A 15,043-nucleotide genomic window follows, 5' to 3' on the forward strand; every position below is an offset into this window, starting at 1 on the left:
TTTGATTGAAGACTATGCCTTACAAACGAGCAGCCAGTTCTGACGCAAGTTTAATAGCGCGCTTCGCATCCAGTTCACCAGCGAATTCAGCACCACCCACAAGATGCAAGCCAAAGTTGTGCTCGTTATTACCTTGTAGTTGCTTGTAAAGTTTATTAACACTGATTTGGCCTGCACAGATCACCACATGATCGACATCTAAGACACGAGTATCCATGACATCACCATCCTTGTTGCTGATGGTAATGTGCAAGCCTTCATCATCGATCTTGTCGTAGCTGACACCAGCGATCATTTCTACGTTCTTCATTTTCATGACGGCACGGTGAACCCAGCCAGTGGTTTTGTTCAAGCCTTTGCCCAAAGACGTTGTCTTACGTTGTAGCATATAAACTTGACGTGGAGATGGCTCAATGTGCTTGTCTTTCAAGCCACCATGATTGGTGTTGTTAATGTCGACACCCCATTCACCAAACCAAGCTTCTTTGTCTAGGGTAGGGCTGACGCCTTCATGCGTTAAATATTCACTCACATCGAAACCGATACCACCGGCACCCATGACGGCGACTTTCTGACCAAGCTTTAGTTCTTTCTCTAACAGGTCTTGGTAGCTCACCACTTTTTCGTGATCGATACCCGGCATGTTCGGTACGCGAGGTTCTACCCCTGTAGAAACTACGATCTCGTCAAAGCCAGCATCTTTTAGCTCGTCAGCACTAACATAAGTGTTTAGTTTCAGCTCGATGTTATGCACCTGAATCATCTTATTGTAGTAACGGAGGGTTTCTTTAAACTCCTCTTTACCTGGGATTTTACTTGCATAGTTAAACTGACCACCAATGCTATCGCGACCTTCAAATATCGTTACGCGATGGCCACGTTTTGCAGCGACAGTGGCACATGCCAAACCGGCAGGTCCGGCGCCCACAATCGCAACGCGTTTTGGATTGTGTGTTGGTGTGTAAAGCAATTCAGTTTCGTGACAAGCGCGAGGGTTTACCAAGCAGCTAGCGCGTTTGGCTTCAAACGTGTGGTCAAGACAGGCTTGGTTACAAGCGATACAGGTATTGATTTCGTCAGCACGGCCTTCTTTTGCTTTCACTGCCCATTCGCTATCCGCTAATAATGGACGAGCCATGGAAATCATATCGGCCTTACCTGAAGAGATAATATCTTCGGCGGTGTCTGGCATGTTGATTCGGTTAGAAGCGATAACAGGAATAGAGACCACTTCTTTTACTTTGGCTGTGGCATCAACGAACGCCGCGCGAGGCACGGAAGTAACGATGGTTGGAACGCGTGCTTCATGCCAGCCGATACCAGTATTGATGATTGTCACTCCGGCTTTTTCTAGTTCTTTGGCGAGGATGAATACCTCTTCCATATTAGAAGCACCCTCAACCAAGTCGAGCATAGAAAGGCGGAAGATAATGATGAAATCGTCACCCGCTTGCTTACGTACTTCGCGAACGATTTCTAGCGGAAGACGCATACGGTTTTCATAGCTGCCACCGAACTCATCGTCACGCTGGTTGGTACGTTCATTCAAGAACTGAGTAATGAAATAACCTTCAGAACCCATGATTTCCACACCATCATAATTGGCCTGCTTAGCGAGCTTGGCACTGCGCCCATATTGGCGAATGGTCTTGTAAACCGCTTTAGTGGAAAGCTCTTTTGGTTTAAACGGGGTAATCGGAGATTTAATGGCAGATGGCGCTACATTGTATGGCGTATAACCGTAGCGACCGGCATGCAGAATCTGCAAGCAGATTTTACTGTCTGCTTCATGTACTGCCTTGGTTACTTTTTTATGCATCGGAACTTGAAGCGGGCTACTTAGGCGTGAACCCAGTGGCAGCAATTCGCCGCGACGGTTGGGTGAGAAGCCGCCGGTAACCATCAGGCCAACACCGCCGCGAGCACGCTCGGCAAAATATTCGGCCAATTGTTTAAAGTGCCAAGGGCGATCTTCCAAGCCAGTGTGCATGGAGCCCATCATGATGCGGTTTTTTAGTTTTGTGAAACCTAGGTCAAGGGGTTCAAAAAGGTTTGGATACTGTTGGCTCATCAAGTTGTCCTCTGTTTATTATGCTGTGGAATATAGGTACAGCGAGCTCCTAGGTAAATGACCGAACTGGGCATTTCAATGATCAAAGTGAACAATGCGCAAGCTATATGAGTTATAAGACTAACCGAATGTTCTTTATAAAGGATCATGATTTCACTACGAGTTGCTCAGAGTATAGGCTGAATCCAAGGAGGTGGAGTTCATGAGTATTACGAATACGCAAGCAACTCAAAACCCGCTACAAACTGAGTCCTTACTGAAAACCAATCAATTAAGTTCGTTGGAGGCGTCAACTTTGGTGGATGCTTCTGTCTTTGAACAATTTGATGATATGGACTTGCGAGCCAATGCGGAGGATGTTGGTCAAGCAATCGATATCGTTGAGGATATTCAAGCGCAACCGGAAGTTTCGATCAAGTCTAGTCAGAACATTGATCCTGAGAGCGTTCTTAAGGTGCTGGAGGTTTAAGTTTCACTCGCTTTCTCTAACTAACCAGCATTTCTTCTTTATCTCAATCTATGAGCAAGATAACGTCGTTACTTGAGCGGCGTTTATATTGCTCCATTAGAGTCATTTATGGACAAGAAATTGGAGGTAAAAAGACATTGCAAATATCCCCTAAGTGGTTAGTTTATTACGAAAAGAGGGAGTGAGTCATGACAATAAAAACAGAAATTCACTACCGCACCTGCAATCTGTGCGAGGCCATGTGCGGCATTAAAATAGAACACCAAGGGGAGAAAATCCTATCCATCAAGGGCGATGAAAAAGACCCTTTTAGTCAAGGCCATATCTGCCCGAAAGCCGTCGCATTGCAAGATTTGTATGAAGATAGCGAGCGTTTAACCCAACCTATGGAGCGTACTGAGCAAGGCTGGAAACCGCTCACTTGGAAACAAGCTCTGGATAAAGTGGCGGCTTCAATAGCCAAGGTGCAAAAACAACATGGCAAAAATGCCTTGGGTGTCTATCTAGGTAATCCCAATGTTCATAATCTAGGCGGCATGCTCACTATTAAATATTTGTTAACCGCTCTCGGGACCCGTAATCGATTTAGTGCAACCTCTGTAGATCAATTGCCTCATCATATAGTGAGCAACCATTTGTTTGGTCACCAATTGCGCATTCCTGTGCCGGATATCAACCGCTGTGAACACATGGTCATCATGGGGGCGAATCCATTGGCATCTAATGGAAGCATCATGTCGGTGGCAGGGGTAAAAGACAAACTTAAAGCCATCCAAAAACGCGGCGGCAAAGTGGTGGTGATTGATCCACGACGTTCAGAAACCGCCAAACTTGCTAATCAACATGTTTTCATTAAGCCCGGCACGGACGCTTGCATGTTATTGTGTTTCTTACGTGAAATCATCGATGGTAATCATATTAAACCAAGTTCAGCGCTGGATTTGGTAGATGAAGATGTTTCTGCGTTATCGTCTCAATTGACGGATTACAGTTTTGCATATGCATCGAAGTATTGCGGTATTCCAGAAACAGAGCTCAAACAGGTTTTCAATGAGTTTGTTGCTGCGGAAAAAGCGGTGCTTTATGGACGAATGGGCGTGAGCGTGCAAGAGTTCGGCTTATTGAGCCAATATGTGATCATGCTGATTAACCTTTTGACCGGTCGTGTGGACGAAGAGGGCGGCATGATGTTCGCCAAACCCGCTGCGGATATCGTGAAAAACTCGGGTCCTGGCTATGTAGCTAAGCGCCATTCCCGCGTTCGCAATTTACCGGATTTCAATGGCGAATTTCCTGTCGCGACGTTGGCCGACGAAATTCTCACACCCGGTGACGGCCAAATAAAAGCCATGCTTACGGTTGCGGGTAATCCGGTGTTGAGTACGCCTAATGGTGAAAAACTGGATGAAGCGCTAGATAACTTGGATTTTATGGTGTGTATTGATTATTTCATCAATGAAACCACACGCCATGCCAATATTATTTTGCCGCCCGTGTCTCCGCTAGAGCGCGAGCATTATGATTTAAGCTTCCATAACTTGGCCGTGCATAATCACGCCAAATACAGCCCAGCATTTTTGCAAAAAAATAAAGAGCAGCAACATGATTGGCAAATTTATTTAGGACTACATCAACGTTTGGCCAAAGGCGTCAGCTTTTCGCAAAAACTTATGCGCGGTCTTACGCGTTGGTTGGGCCCTGATTTCTTGCTTAACGCCATGCTCAAGCGCGGACCCTACAGTCTGTCATTGAAGCAGTTGAAAAAACAACCTCATGGTATTGATTTAGGTCCACTTCAATCACAACTGCCCGCTGTGCTCTCTCATATAGATAAAAAGATTCACATTAATTCGGCGTTTTATTTTGCTGATTTAGATCGTTTGAGCAAGAAGATTGAGCAAACCCTCAACGAACAAAAAAGCAGCAATGCATTGTTAATTGGTAGACGTGATGTGCGTACAAACAACAGTTGGATGCACAATTCAAAACGTCTAGTCAAAGGCAAAAATCGATGCACTCTGTTAATGCATCCAGAGCAAGCCAAGCAATTAGGGTTAAGCACTGGGCAAATGGTTGCGGTAAGCTCGCGCGTTGGTCGGGTGGAAATCGAACTGGAAATCAGTGATGAAATTATGCCCAATGTGGTGAGTATTCCTCACGGCTGGGGGCACGGTCGCAAGGGCGTCAAGCAATCCACCGCTAGCCAGCACGCAGGTGTCAGTGTGAACGATTTAACCGATGAAACACTGATTGATGAGTTATGTGGAAATGCAGCGGTCAATGGCGTACCTGTTTCTATACGGGCTGCATAAATAGTAAAAATAAGAAGGATAATAAATGAATATTGAAGGTAAAGTTGCGCTGGTCACCGGAGGTGCATCAGGTCTTGGTTTAGCGGCTTGTCGCAGCTTGATTGAGAAGGGTGCCAAGGTTGCAATCTTTGATTTTGATAAAGCCAATGGCGAAGCCGTGGTGCAAGAATTAGAAGAAGGCAAAGCGTTGTTTGTTCAGGTGGATGTCACTGATGAGCAGAATGTGGCCCAAGCCCTCGAAACGTTATACAAGCACTATGGCGACCTGCACATTGTGGTGAATTGTGCGGGCATCGGTCCTCCGGGCAAAGTCATCAATCGCGAGGGCGAACCTTTACCGTTAGACCAATTCAAAAAAATTGTAGATGTAAACCTGTTTGGTACTTTTAATGTACTGAGCAAAGCTGCTGCGCGCATGGCTAAGCAAGACACGCTAAATGATGATGGTGGTCGTGGTACCATAATCAATGTGGCATCCGTAGCCGCATTTGATGGGCAAATTGGCCAACCAGCTTATGCAGCAAGTAAAGCGGGTATTGTCGGTATGACGTTACCCATTGCGCGTGAGTTCGCTCGACAAGGGATTCGCGTCAATACCATTGCACCGGGTTTATTTTTAACACCGCTTGCGGAAAGCCTAGGTGAAGATGTAATCAATTCCCTTGGTGGCAGTGTTGAGTACCCTAAGCGTTTAGGTAACCCCAAAGAGTTTGCCCAACTAGTGGTGCACATGGCTGAGAACGACTATCTCAATGGTGAGGTCATTCGCTTAGATGGCGCCATACGGATGGCAGCCAAATAAGACATTGGCAGCGAAAAACAATATGGTATGGTAGCGCTTGGCTGAAAAGCCAACGGGTTACACAACATAGGATAAATATAATGAAAAAACTATTGGCCATGTCTAGCTTATTGCTAGCATTTACCGCACATGCAGGCACTGACTCCCCTGAAGGCATGTGGCAAACCATCGATGATGAAACAGGCAAGCCTAAAAGCCATGTTCAGATTTGGATCGATGAGGGTGAGCTTAAGGGTAAGATTGTTAAACTAATCGACCCCGAAGAAGAAAACCCAGTTTGCACCGAGTGTGAAGGCGACAAAAAAGATCAGCCGATTGTCGGTATGCAGTTTGTTTGGGGTCTAACAGAGCAAGACGGCGTTTGGGATGACGGTACTATTCTTGATCCTGCCAGCGGTTCGGAGTACAGCTCTAAAATCGAAGTGGTAGACGGTGGTGAAAAGCTGGATGTTCGCGGTTATATTGGTTTTAGTTGGGCTGGTCGTTCTCAGACATGGGAGCGCTTGGAAGTTCCTGCTGAAGCTGCACAAACTGAAGAGACAGTTCAAGTGAGCACTACGGCTGAGTAATCAAAGCAGCTTGCAATGCTCAAAATGAAAGGCCCGAAAGGGCCTTTTTTGTTTCTTTTTCAGGACTCAAACAATTTCTCTGCCACATCTGGCTTACTGAACAAGAAACCTTGAATGTAATTCACGTTTAATGTATTTAGAAACGATAATTGCCCACTTGTCTCTACACCTTCCGCGACGATTTCTAAATTGAGATGTTGGCCCAAGGAGACAATTGCGCGCACAATATTTTGATCATCTTTATCTGTTTCTAAATTCCGTACAAAAGCTTGATCGACCTTTAATGTATCAATCGGGAAGCGTTTTAAATAGGCTAAAGACGAATAGCCGGTGCCAAAGTCATCAATAGCTAAAGCAAACCCCATTGCTTTCAGTTGTTTCATGATAAAAATACTTTGTTCTGCGTTATCCATTAATAAGCTTTCGGTAATCTCTAGCTCAATTAATGCAGGATTGACTTGAGTTTCACTTAATTGTTGTTGTAGGTGAATAAGGAAATTACGATCTTGAAATTGTCGTGCACTAATGTTTATGGCCAGTTTGATTTTATCACCTTGATCATCCCAAGCCTTGGCTTGTCGAAATCCTTTTTCTATGACCCATTGTCCTATTTTGATAATCAAACCTGTTTGCTCGGCCACGGGAATAAAGCGGCCAGGGCTAATGTGATTTCCATTTTCGTCTTTTAGGCGAATCAGAGCTTCAGCGCCCTTAATACTATGATCTTGCCCATCTACTTTGGCTTGATAATGCAGTTCAAATTGATCCCACTCCAACGCTTTTCGGATTTTTTCTTCAATAGGTAGCCAGCTTTGCTCCTGAGCATGATGTTGCTCGCTGTATTGAGCAATGTTATCTCCCTTAAGTTTGGCACTATTAAGGGCGGCATTGCCGTTAGTGATTAATGCCTTGGCGTCTCGGCCGTTTTCTGGGAAATGACAAAATCCCATACTAAGTGTGAGATAATATCGATGTTCACCAACTTGCAAAGGAGCATCCATACTATTTTGTATTGCGTGAGATGTATCCCAAGCATGTTGAGATTTTGGGCTATTCACGAGTACACAAAATGTAGAGCCATCCAAACGATAACTTAATGCTTCAAAATCTAATTGTTCGCATTCATGAACGAGACGTCTTCCAAATTCTTTGATGATCTGATCACCAATGAAGTAGCCCTGGCTGGCAGTAATGAATTTAAACCGGTCAATAGCGATGAACATGACAGAAATAGGTAACTTTTGTTCGATAATGAGGCCAAGGTCCAGTTCAAACTGCCGACGATTGGCTAAGCCCGTATGTATATCGTGGTAGGCTTGGTAGTGCAGTTGTTCTTCTGCTTGTTTGCGTTCGGTAATGTCTTCGATGTAAAGGTGACAGCTTCCTAGATCTGGTAATAGTGAAAGGTTGTATGCCAGTTGGCGACCTTTAATTTCACTTTCAAAGCATTCCAATGTTTTGCGATCATTTTGCCAACGTTTTAAGTTTCGATAGAAATTAGCGGGTAATAGCTCCTCTGTTCGATTTATGTCCATATTTAGGCGTTGCAATAGTTCAGAGCAGGCCGGGTTAGCGAATAAGATTTGGCCTTGCCAATTTAAATTCATGACTGGACTAGGATTGCGTTCGGGGAACATGGCCAGTGCTTGCCGTTGAGCCCGGCGTTTTAAATTTATTTGTGTGATATAAGCTACATAGATCCCTGCGATTAGCGTGACCATAGTGAAAATCAAAACAAATATCAGAATGCGGTTTATTTCCTCTTTAGTTGATTCTGCCCCTTGCCATGCACTTTCTTGGACATCCTCGGTCAATTTAGAGAGGGTAATTTCTGCTTTTTCACCCGCTTCAGTTAAACCAGCAAGATCGGATCTTGCTCGATCCCAGTCAATGCTTCGGCTTTTTAAATTTTCATCTAATGACTGACGATAAAATTTAATATCAGCGTAAATATTGGGCAGGGTCAGAATTTGTCTACTGAAGGATTGGTGGGCCGTAACCATGAGATCTTGGAGAGTTTGATCTTTATTGGTGATTTCCGGCCAAATAGAACGACGATCTATGGTGGCGTAATACTCATAAAGGAGGCGCTCATGTTCACTGATAGCAGCTCGCAGTTGTTTTATGAGTGCTAACCTGGGCAGTTGTTGCTCGATTAGCTTTTGCGCGGTTGCACTCACATTGTTGCTGTTAACGACAATGACCGTCGCCAACGTGATAGTAATGGCTAGAATAGCTGCAAAGCTAAACCAAAGTCGTTGTGAGAGTGTCAGCACATTTTGCGCCTATTGGTTATATTAAACACAAGGTGATAGCGAGTACTTGTATTTTTTAAGAATAGACAATTATTTGGGTTCCATGAAGATGACAAAAATAAGAAGTTCTTCACGTTTTGGCTATTTGGGTAGGCATTGCACTGTAAAATTCGGTAGTCTAAAGGCGCTTTTATGCACTCAATAAAAAGGAAAGTCCCAATGATCAAGCAATTATTAGTTGTATTGTCTTTAATCGGTCTAATGGCATGTAGCCAAGAAGAAGCGGCTCAGCAAGTTGACGCAGCTGCTCAAGAAGCACAAGCAGCGGCAGACGCAGCGATGGAACAAGCTGAAGCAGCGGCATCTGAAGCAGAAGAAACTATGGCGGATGTGAAAGAAGCTTCTGAAGATATGGCAGAAGAAGCAGCTGACGATGCAGAAGATCTAGCTGAAGAAGCGACTGATTCTGCAGAAGAAGCAGTAGAAGATGCTAAAGAAGCGGTTGCTGCAGAATAAGTCAGTCTGACTCTCTTCTTAAAAACCCGTGCATTCTTATAGAATGTACGGGTTTTTTTATGATTGGCGTTAAGCGCCAAGTATTGATCCCAAATCCCAGCAGAGCACCATCGTTGTCCATATTCAGGTAATATGCGAAGTCTACCCATCAATAATCATAATTAACGGGATTTCTGTGCAATTACAGGTGGCAGCATTCAGTGTGAGAACCACACTGGCATATTTAATTCATCATGGGGTGCCGCAAGCCCCACTGTTTGAGATTGTGGGTCTTAATCGAGAACAACTGGACGAGCCTGATCGCATGGTGGACGTATCTATCATTGAAGCCATTTACGATTTTGGCGCTCAGTATCTTGATTGCAACAATATAGGCTTTCGAGTTGGTCAGTGGGGGGATAGTGGTCGCTGGGGCGTATTAGGGCATATTGTCGATAGTGCTTCTACAATTGCTCAGGCGTTAGAGTATCAAAAAAGGTATCAAAGCTTGGTAGGCAATGTTTCTCGTTCGGAGTTTTTGATAGAAAATCAGTATGGTGTGCTTAAATGGTTGCCGCACTATCAATGTAGCCGCCATATCACAGAAGAAGTGGTCACAAGTTGGGTTGCTTTTGCTAAAAAAGCACTGGCAGTCAAGCTATCCCCTCATGCCATTCATTTTACCCATGAACAGGAAGCTGACAAATCAGAGTTTGAAGTTTTTTTTGAGTGTCCAGTTTATTTTTCTAGCACGTTTACAGGAATCGAGTTTGATACGCGCATAATTGAGATGCCTTTAATGGGGCATAGCCCCGACTTACTCAAGGTTCTGACAGGTTATGCAGATTTAATTGTACTAAAAAAGCAAAAGAATGCGGCTAACGAAGTGGTGACGCAGTTTGTAATAGATAGCTTGCAACACAAAGTACCAACCCTCCAGGATGTGGCTGAGCATTTGGGTGTTAGCGCACGTAATTTGCAGAGAAAGTTTAAACAACAGGGTACAAACTTTAAGACCATCGTTGACGATATTCGCAAAGAGTATGCCTTCACTTATCTTTTGCAGACCAATTATAAAATGACATATATCGCGCAAATACTCGGATTTTCAGAGCAAAGTGTTTTTCAACGCGCGTTTAAACGTTGGACAGGTATGACACCAGGTGAATATCGAATTCACCATGGTGTGCGAGATTTCAATCAGGATAAACTGTAGGTTTAGGTTACTAGCTACATTCCGTTCGCGAATTCCGATTTTTCAAAGATGTCGCTTTGTCTCACGTGACGTAGGCCTTTGGCATACTCTTGTAAAAAGGATAAGCCTTCGTTTAATCGACGAGCAATGTAATCCGTTTCGGCTATGAATTCTCCTTTGTCATTGAAGGTATCATTGACTTTATCGATGACGCAGCTGACCGGAATGTAATTAATAAAGCTGTTTTTGTAGGTGGAAGAGCGCATTTCAGTAAGTGGGTAACGCCCACCAGTTCCGGCACTGACACCGATCAAAAAAGCGGGTTTGTGACTAAAACACTTATTAAAATAATAAAATAGGTTTTTAACCGCTGGGGGTACCATACCGTGCCACTCTGGGATCGCAAACACAAAACCGTCGGCTTGGTTTAAACGCTCTTTTATTTTTTCATCAGTTTTTGCATGTTCATCCCAAAGTGGGATATTAGCCTTATGCAAATCTAATAGCCCTGCATTCACGCCCTTGGTAGTAAGTGTTTCGAGGAGGTATTGACTGACATTGGCAGATGCAGCATTTTCTCGAGTGCTACCACAAATGACGATGATGTTTAGTTTATCCACGCAAAGCTCCCTTTGTAATTCAGTCAGATAATGCCATACACAAGCTAGTTTTAAATTAACAAATATAGACAATTATTGATGCTACGGACAGGAAATCATTTTGGATGATGAGCTGTATCGGAAGAATGGTCACAATCAGATGTAAAAAAGCGAGAGCCGAAGGCTCTCATGCAGCGGGTTAGTACTTCAAACCCACTTTTTGAAAAATGAATGACATTAACCAAGCGGGCCCAATCATTAGAAATTGAAGGTCTTTCAAAAACGATGGTTTTTTACCTTCTACTTCATGGCCGTAGAATTGTAGAGCCCATAAGATGACAAACCAAATTCCTGCGAACCATAAAAGATAGCCTGGAAAAGCGCTTACAAAAGCTAAAATCAGGCCATAGCAGGCTGCTAAGAAAGCGGTCATACCAATGGCTAGCGTTAGAGAAAGTCGTAAATAAAAGACAATAGCCAATACCGAAACGATCACTGCCCAATTTAAGTGTGGACTCACACTAGCCATGGCTTCGGGTACCGGGATGACGTAAATAAACGCCATCACAGTCCAAACAATTTGCGGTACACAGAACCAATGAATGCGTTTATTGGTTTTGTTCTGATGACTCTCACCATACTCGTCGAGCCATTGTTGTATGGATTTCGCCATAATACCCTCTCTACTTGTTGTTATGTGTATGACTCTACTTTAGCAAAGTCCGCTATGTGAGCATTGCCTCTCAAAGCCTTTGTGGTTGACCTTGTGTGCCAAAAAGGCCTACATTACCAACATCAGCGTTGAATGCTGAATTGTGAGTTGTGAGTTGTGAGTTGTGAGTTGTGAGTTGTGAGTTGTGAGTTGTGAGTTGTGAGTTGTGAGTTGTGAGTTGTGAGTTGTGAGTTGTGAGTTGTGAGTTGTGAGTATTCAATGATGTGTCTTGAACTTTGGAAGTCAAGTATAATCGTCATTCTCCGGCGTCGCGAAGCGACAGACCGGAGAACCCATCACTCATAACTCAACACTAATAACTAAAACCAGGTATTACCGAATGTCTCAGCTTGATCAGCCAACCCATAAGCGTGTATCCATACATTGGATCAAAGCTATATTAGCCGCGGCTGAATCCTTGGGTATTAACGCGAATGCTATTCAAGAAAAGGTGAATATTACGTTGGATCTTGATCGTAATGAGCCTGCCTATTTGTCACTGGATCAAACACAGGACATATGGGAAGCGGCGGAAACCTTATCAGGTCATGAGTTCTTTGGTTTGCGTATGGGGCAAAACGTGAGGCCATCGTATTTTCATGCTGTGGCTTATGTGGCTATGACAAGTGCAAATTTGTTTGAAGCTTTTAAAAGCTTCCAGCGTTATATGCCGCTAATCAGTGAGGGCGCTATTCTTTCAATGAGTCATGAGCAAAACCGTATTTGGGTTGAATACACGCCGGTGCCAGATTATAAGGCGTTTAGTCGCCATCAACACGAATCGGTGATGGCACTTTTACTGGCTTTCAGTCGTTGGCTCCTTGGGGATGAAAGTGTGACGCCGATAGAAGTGAAATTTGCTACGGACACTGGTCCCGGTAGTTGGGAATATCAGCAAGTGTTTGGTGTCACGCCACGTTTTTCACAAAATATTACTGCCATGGAGTTTGAGAAAGCTGTGCTTCAGCGTCCGTTGAAAGAGAGTGATGCAGGTTTACATACATTGCATCGCGCTCATGCGGATCAACTTCTTGCTGCTCACAGTAATACCAGCTGGAAAGCCAAGGTGATCAAAACTTTGGTAGAAAGCGGTCATTATCATATGACACGGGAACAAGTGGCTAACAAGTTAAATGTGAGTACACGTACTTTACAGCGGCGATTGCAACAAGAAAATACAAACTTTATTGATGTAATGGATGAGCAGCGACGGGTTAAAGCTGAGGAGCTAATTATTAAAACGGATCGCAGTTTGAAACAGATTGCTGAAGATTTAGGGTTTGCAGAAAGCTCTACTTTTTATCGTGCGTGTCATCGTTGGTTTGATTGTACACCCAACGAGTTGCGTCAAAGCCACACAAGTTAAAAGAAGAGACCTAAACAGTCTCTTCTTTTTTAGTTTGCTCTTGCACACAGACCTTATTACGCCCAGAGTTTTTTGCTTTATAGAGTGCGATGTCTGCACGATGGATAAGATTTTCCAAAGTATCATTCGCATCATAAACGCTTAACCCACAGCTGATGGTAGCTTGTAAAAAGTTATCATCTTGAGTTTGCAAAACGGTTTCGGATACATCCATACGAATGCGCTCGGCAATTAAGCGCGCGTTGGCGATGTTACAGTTATTGAGAATAACAACAAATTCTTCGCCACCATAGCGGAAACAAATGTCTGTTTGGCGAACGCATTGGGTGATGGTATTCACCGTGGCTTTTAGCATTTCATCGCCGACCAAGTGCCCGAAACGGTCGTTGATGGTTTTAAAGTGATCGATGTCCAACATGAGAATGGCAAGGTCGTGGCCATGGCGTTTGGCTAGTTCCATTTCACGTTGAAGTGATTCATTCAATGCGATGCGGTTGCCTGCACCTGTAAGCGGGTCTTTGAACGCCTGATTCAGAGCGCTGCGATAACGCATGGCATTGCGCAATGGGTATATCAAAGTCCCCATTAACGCTTCGAGATTGGCCATTTCATGCTCACGAAAACGTGTAGTGCGGAAAAAGGTGATTTCACCTAATCCTTGGCCCTGAGCGCTTAGTGTGTAGTTGCACGAGTGAGGGCCTTTTTGGCCATCTAAGTAATGTACTTGATGCTCAGCATTGGAAAATTCAATACCCTCAACTAATACCGACGAAGCGATTTCTCGTTTAAATAGCGTTAAAAGTTGTTTGTAATCTAGGGTGGTTTGTAAAAAAGTGGCTAAGCGCACCAGAACATCAGACTTGATCTGTGGCTTCGCAGCTAATTCACTGAACGGCGTGAGCTTGTCATCTTGTAGCGCCGAAATGTTCGATACTTGAGTCACCATCTTGGGACCTCATTCTCAAAGACTCAGATTGAGAATATGCGAGAAATATGCCAAGTAGTTTTTGAAGAAGAAATTACTTAAAAAACAATATGTTAGGGTGGTTTTGTAAGTGGATGTAACGACCCGACGTCATTTTGTCGCTGCTGGTCTATGATCAAAACGCAATGGCGTCAGGAAATTGAACAACTAAGGGTTTGAGTAGTGAACATTGTCATTCTCAGCTTGACTGAGAATCCTTTCAGTTGATTTCAACCTGAAAAATAGATTCCCGCCTTCGCTGGAATGACATTACCTGCCGTCATTCTCTGGCGTCGCGAAGCGACTGACCAGAGAATCCATCACTCAGAATTCATAACTACGCATTCAAAACCATCAAGAGGGATTCTCAGTCAAGCTGAGAATGACGGATACAAACCGTCATTCCCGACTTGATCGGGAATCCATTGATCGTATTTGAACGAATTAGATGGATTCTCAGTCAAGCTGGGCATGACGATATTGGGCAATAAACACTAGATATCCAGCGCTTGGCCGTTTATGCCCTTACTTTCGGCACTCATTAAGTAAATGTAACGTGCAACTAAGTCTTCCGGTGATTTCACTGTAGCAGGGTCTTCCGCCGGATAGGCCTCTGCACGCATGTCGGTTCGAGTGCCACCGGGATTAATACTATTAACACGTACATTACTCGTGTTTTCTAGTTCTTCCGCCATGGTTTGCATCAAGCCTTCAGTGGCGAATTTTGAAACTGCATAAGCTCCCCAATAAGCTTTCGACTTTCTGCCGACGCTCGAAGAAGTCATAAGAATACTGGCGTCGGCAGGGCTTTGCTCCATAACCGGCAGCAGTGTACGAGCAAGCAGAAAAGTGCTATTCACATTGATGTTCATGACACGATTCCAGGTTTGCCAGTTATAGTTGGATAGCGGCGTGCGCTGACCCAATAAACTCGCATTGAGCAATAAACCGTCTAGACGACCGAATTCTTCATTAATCATATCGCGAAGCTGGAAATACGCTTCTTCGGGTGCATGCTCCAAATCAAACTGAACGATCACAGGTTGTGGCAGCTTTTTCGCCACTAAGTCATCGTGTATGTGATTGAGAGCTTCTTCATTGCGGGCCAACATGATGACAGTGGCACCTGCCTCAGCAAAACCATACACCATGGCACGGCCAATACCTTTGCTAGCGCCTGTCACTAAAATGACACGTTGATCTAGAGGAAGGACTGAGTGTGAGTCTGTCATAG

At 44.2% G+C, this 15,043-nt stretch carries 13 protein-coding genes; 7 read left to right on the forward strand and 6 right to left on the reverse strand.

The window, feature by feature from the left end; all coding sequences use genetic code 11:
• Positions 1-19: 19 nt before the first annotated feature.
• Entirely contained in the window at positions 20-2,071 is a 2,052-nt protein-coding gene (locus HF888_RS06390) for an NADPH-dependent 2,4-dienoyl-CoA reductase (RefSeq protein ID WP_007017484.1), read from the reverse strand.
• 202 nt (positions 2,072-2,273) lie between these two features.
• Here HF888_RS06390 and HF888_RS06395 point away from each other — a divergent pair, with 202 nt between their 5' ends.
• The 4 genes from HF888_RS06395 (at position 2,274) to HF888_RS06410 (ending at position 6,223) form a co-directional block, all read left to right on the forward strand.
• Complete coding sequence (locus HF888_RS06395; protein ID WP_007017485.1) at positions 2,274-2,540, forward strand: hypothetical protein; 267 nt, start codon at positions 2,274-2,276, stop codon at positions 2,538-2,540.
• A 188-nt stretch (positions 2,541-2,728) separates the two neighbouring features.
• Complete coding sequence (locus tag HF888_RS06400; RefSeq protein ID WP_007017486.1) at positions 2,729-4,852, forward strand: molybdopterin oxidoreductase family protein; 2,124 nt, start codon at positions 2,729-2,731, stop codon at positions 4,850-4,852.
• A 25-nt stretch (positions 4,853-4,877) separates the two neighbouring features.
• Entirely contained in the window at positions 4,878-5,654 is a 777-nt protein-coding gene (locus tag HF888_RS06405) for an SDR family NAD(P)-dependent oxidoreductase (RefSeq protein ID WP_007017487.1), read from the forward strand.
• Between the two features lie 80 nt (positions 5,655-5,734).
• The gene (locus HF888_RS06410) at positions 5,735-6,223 is read left to right on the forward strand and encodes a DUF2147 domain-containing protein (RefSeq protein WP_007017488.1); all 489 of its coding nucleotides are present in this window, start codon (positions 5,735-5,737) and stop codon (positions 6,221-6,223) included.
• A 59-nt stretch (positions 6,224-6,282) separates the two neighbouring features.
• On the opposite strand, the gene HF888_RS06415 is transcribed toward HF888_RS06410, so the two are convergent.
• Entirely contained in the window at positions 6,283-8,499 is a 2,217-nt protein-coding gene (locus HF888_RS06415) for an EAL domain-containing protein (RefSeq protein ID WP_168367051.1), read from the reverse strand.
• 198 nt (positions 8,500-8,697) lie between these two features.
• Between HF888_RS06415 and HF888_RS06420 the strand changes: the two genes are divergently transcribed.
• Both HF888_RS06420 and HF888_RS06425 read left to right on the forward strand, forming a co-directional pair.
• On the forward strand, positions 8,698-8,994 hold the full coding sequence (locus tag HF888_RS06420; protein WP_007017491.1) for a hypothetical protein: 297 nt from the start codon (positions 8,698-8,700) through the stop codon (positions 8,992-8,994).
• 175 nt (positions 8,995-9,169) lie between these two features.
• Positions 9,170-10,189 carry an AraC family transcriptional regulator gene (locus HF888_RS06425; protein ID WP_007017492.1) on the forward strand — a complete coding sequence of 340 codons (1,020 nt, stop codon included), beginning with the start codon at positions 9,170-9,172 and terminating at the stop codon, positions 10,187-10,189.
• Between the two features lie 14 nt (positions 10,190-10,203).
• Here HF888_RS06425 and HF888_RS06430 read toward each other — a convergent pair whose 3' ends face one another.
• On the reverse strand, positions 10,204-10,788 hold the full coding sequence (locus tag HF888_RS06430) for an NADPH-dependent FMN reductase (RefSeq protein ID WP_007017493.1): 585 nt from the start codon (positions 10,786-10,788) through the stop codon (positions 10,204-10,206).
• A 178-nt stretch (positions 10,789-10,966) separates the two neighbouring features.
• Complete coding sequence (locus tag HF888_RS06435; protein WP_007017494.1) at positions 10,967-11,440, reverse strand: Mpo1 family 2-hydroxy fatty acid dioxygenase; 474 nt, start codon at positions 11,438-11,440, stop codon at positions 10,967-10,969.
• 379 nt (positions 11,441-11,819) lie between these two features.
• Here HF888_RS06435 and HF888_RS06440 point away from each other — a divergent pair, with 379 nt between their 5' ends.
• Positions 11,820-12,845 (forward strand): AraC family transcriptional regulator, encoded by a 1,026-nt coding sequence (locus tag HF888_RS06440; RefSeq protein ID WP_007017495.1) that lies wholly within the window; start codon positions 11,820-11,822, stop codon positions 12,843-12,845.
• 10 nt (positions 12,846-12,855) lie between these two features.
• Here HF888_RS06440 and HF888_RS06445 read toward each other — a convergent pair whose 3' ends face one another.
• Positions 12,856-13,791 (reverse strand): GGDEF domain-containing protein, encoded by a 936-nt coding sequence (locus HF888_RS06445; protein ID WP_007017496.1) that lies wholly within the window; start codon positions 13,789-13,791, stop codon positions 12,856-12,858.
• Between the two features lie 512 nt (positions 13,792-14,303).
• Positions 14,304-15,041, reverse strand: a complete 738-nt coding sequence (locus HF888_RS06450; RefSeq protein ID WP_007017497.1) for a YciK family oxidoreductase — start codon at positions 15,039-15,041, stop codon at positions 14,304-14,306.
• Positions 15,042-15,043: the final 2 nt, after the last annotated feature.

The sequence above is a fragment of the Bermanella marisrubri genome, from assembly GCF_012295615.1.
Classification (GTDB): domain Bacteria; phylum Pseudomonadota; class Gammaproteobacteria; order Pseudomonadales; family Oceanobacteraceae; genus Bermanella; species Bermanella marisrubri.

Coding starts and splice junctions, on each gene's coding strand:
- HF888_RS06410 (WP_007017488.1), top strand. CDS start 5,735: ATGAAAAAACTATTGGCCATGTCTAGCTTATTGCTAGCATTTACCGCA.
- HF888_RS06440 (WP_007017495.1), top strand. CDS start 11,820: ATGTCTCAGCTTGATCAGCCAACCCATAAGCGTGTATCCATACATTGG.
- HF888_RS06405 (WP_007017487.1), top strand. CDS start 4,878: ATGAATATTGAAGGTAAAGTTGCGCTGGTCACCGGAGGTGCATCAGGT.
- HF888_RS06400 (WP_007017486.1), top strand. CDS start 2,729: ATGACAATAAAAACAGAAATTCACTACCGCACCTGCAATCTGTGCGAG.
- HF888_RS06450 (WP_007017497.1), bottom strand. CDS start 15,041: ATGACAGACTCACACTCAGTCCTTCCTCTAGATCAACGTGTCATTTTA.
- HF888_RS06395 (WP_007017485.1), top strand. CDS start 2,274: ATGAGTATTACGAATACGCAAGCAACTCAAAACCCGCTACAAACTGAG.
- HF888_RS06420 (WP_007017491.1), top strand. CDS start 8,698: ATGATCAAGCAATTATTAGTTGTATTGTCTTTAATCGGTCTAATGGCA.
- HF888_RS06445 (WP_007017496.1), bottom strand. CDS start 13,791: ATGGTGACTCAAGTATCGAACATTTCGGCGCTACAAGATGACAAGCTC.
- HF888_RS06390 (WP_007017484.1), bottom strand. CDS start 2,071: ATGAGCCAACAGTATCCAAACCTTTTTGAACCCCTTGACCTAGGTTTC.
- HF888_RS06435 (WP_007017494.1), bottom strand. CDS start 11,440: ATGGCGAAATCCATACAACAATGGCTCGACGAGTATGGTGAGAGTCAT.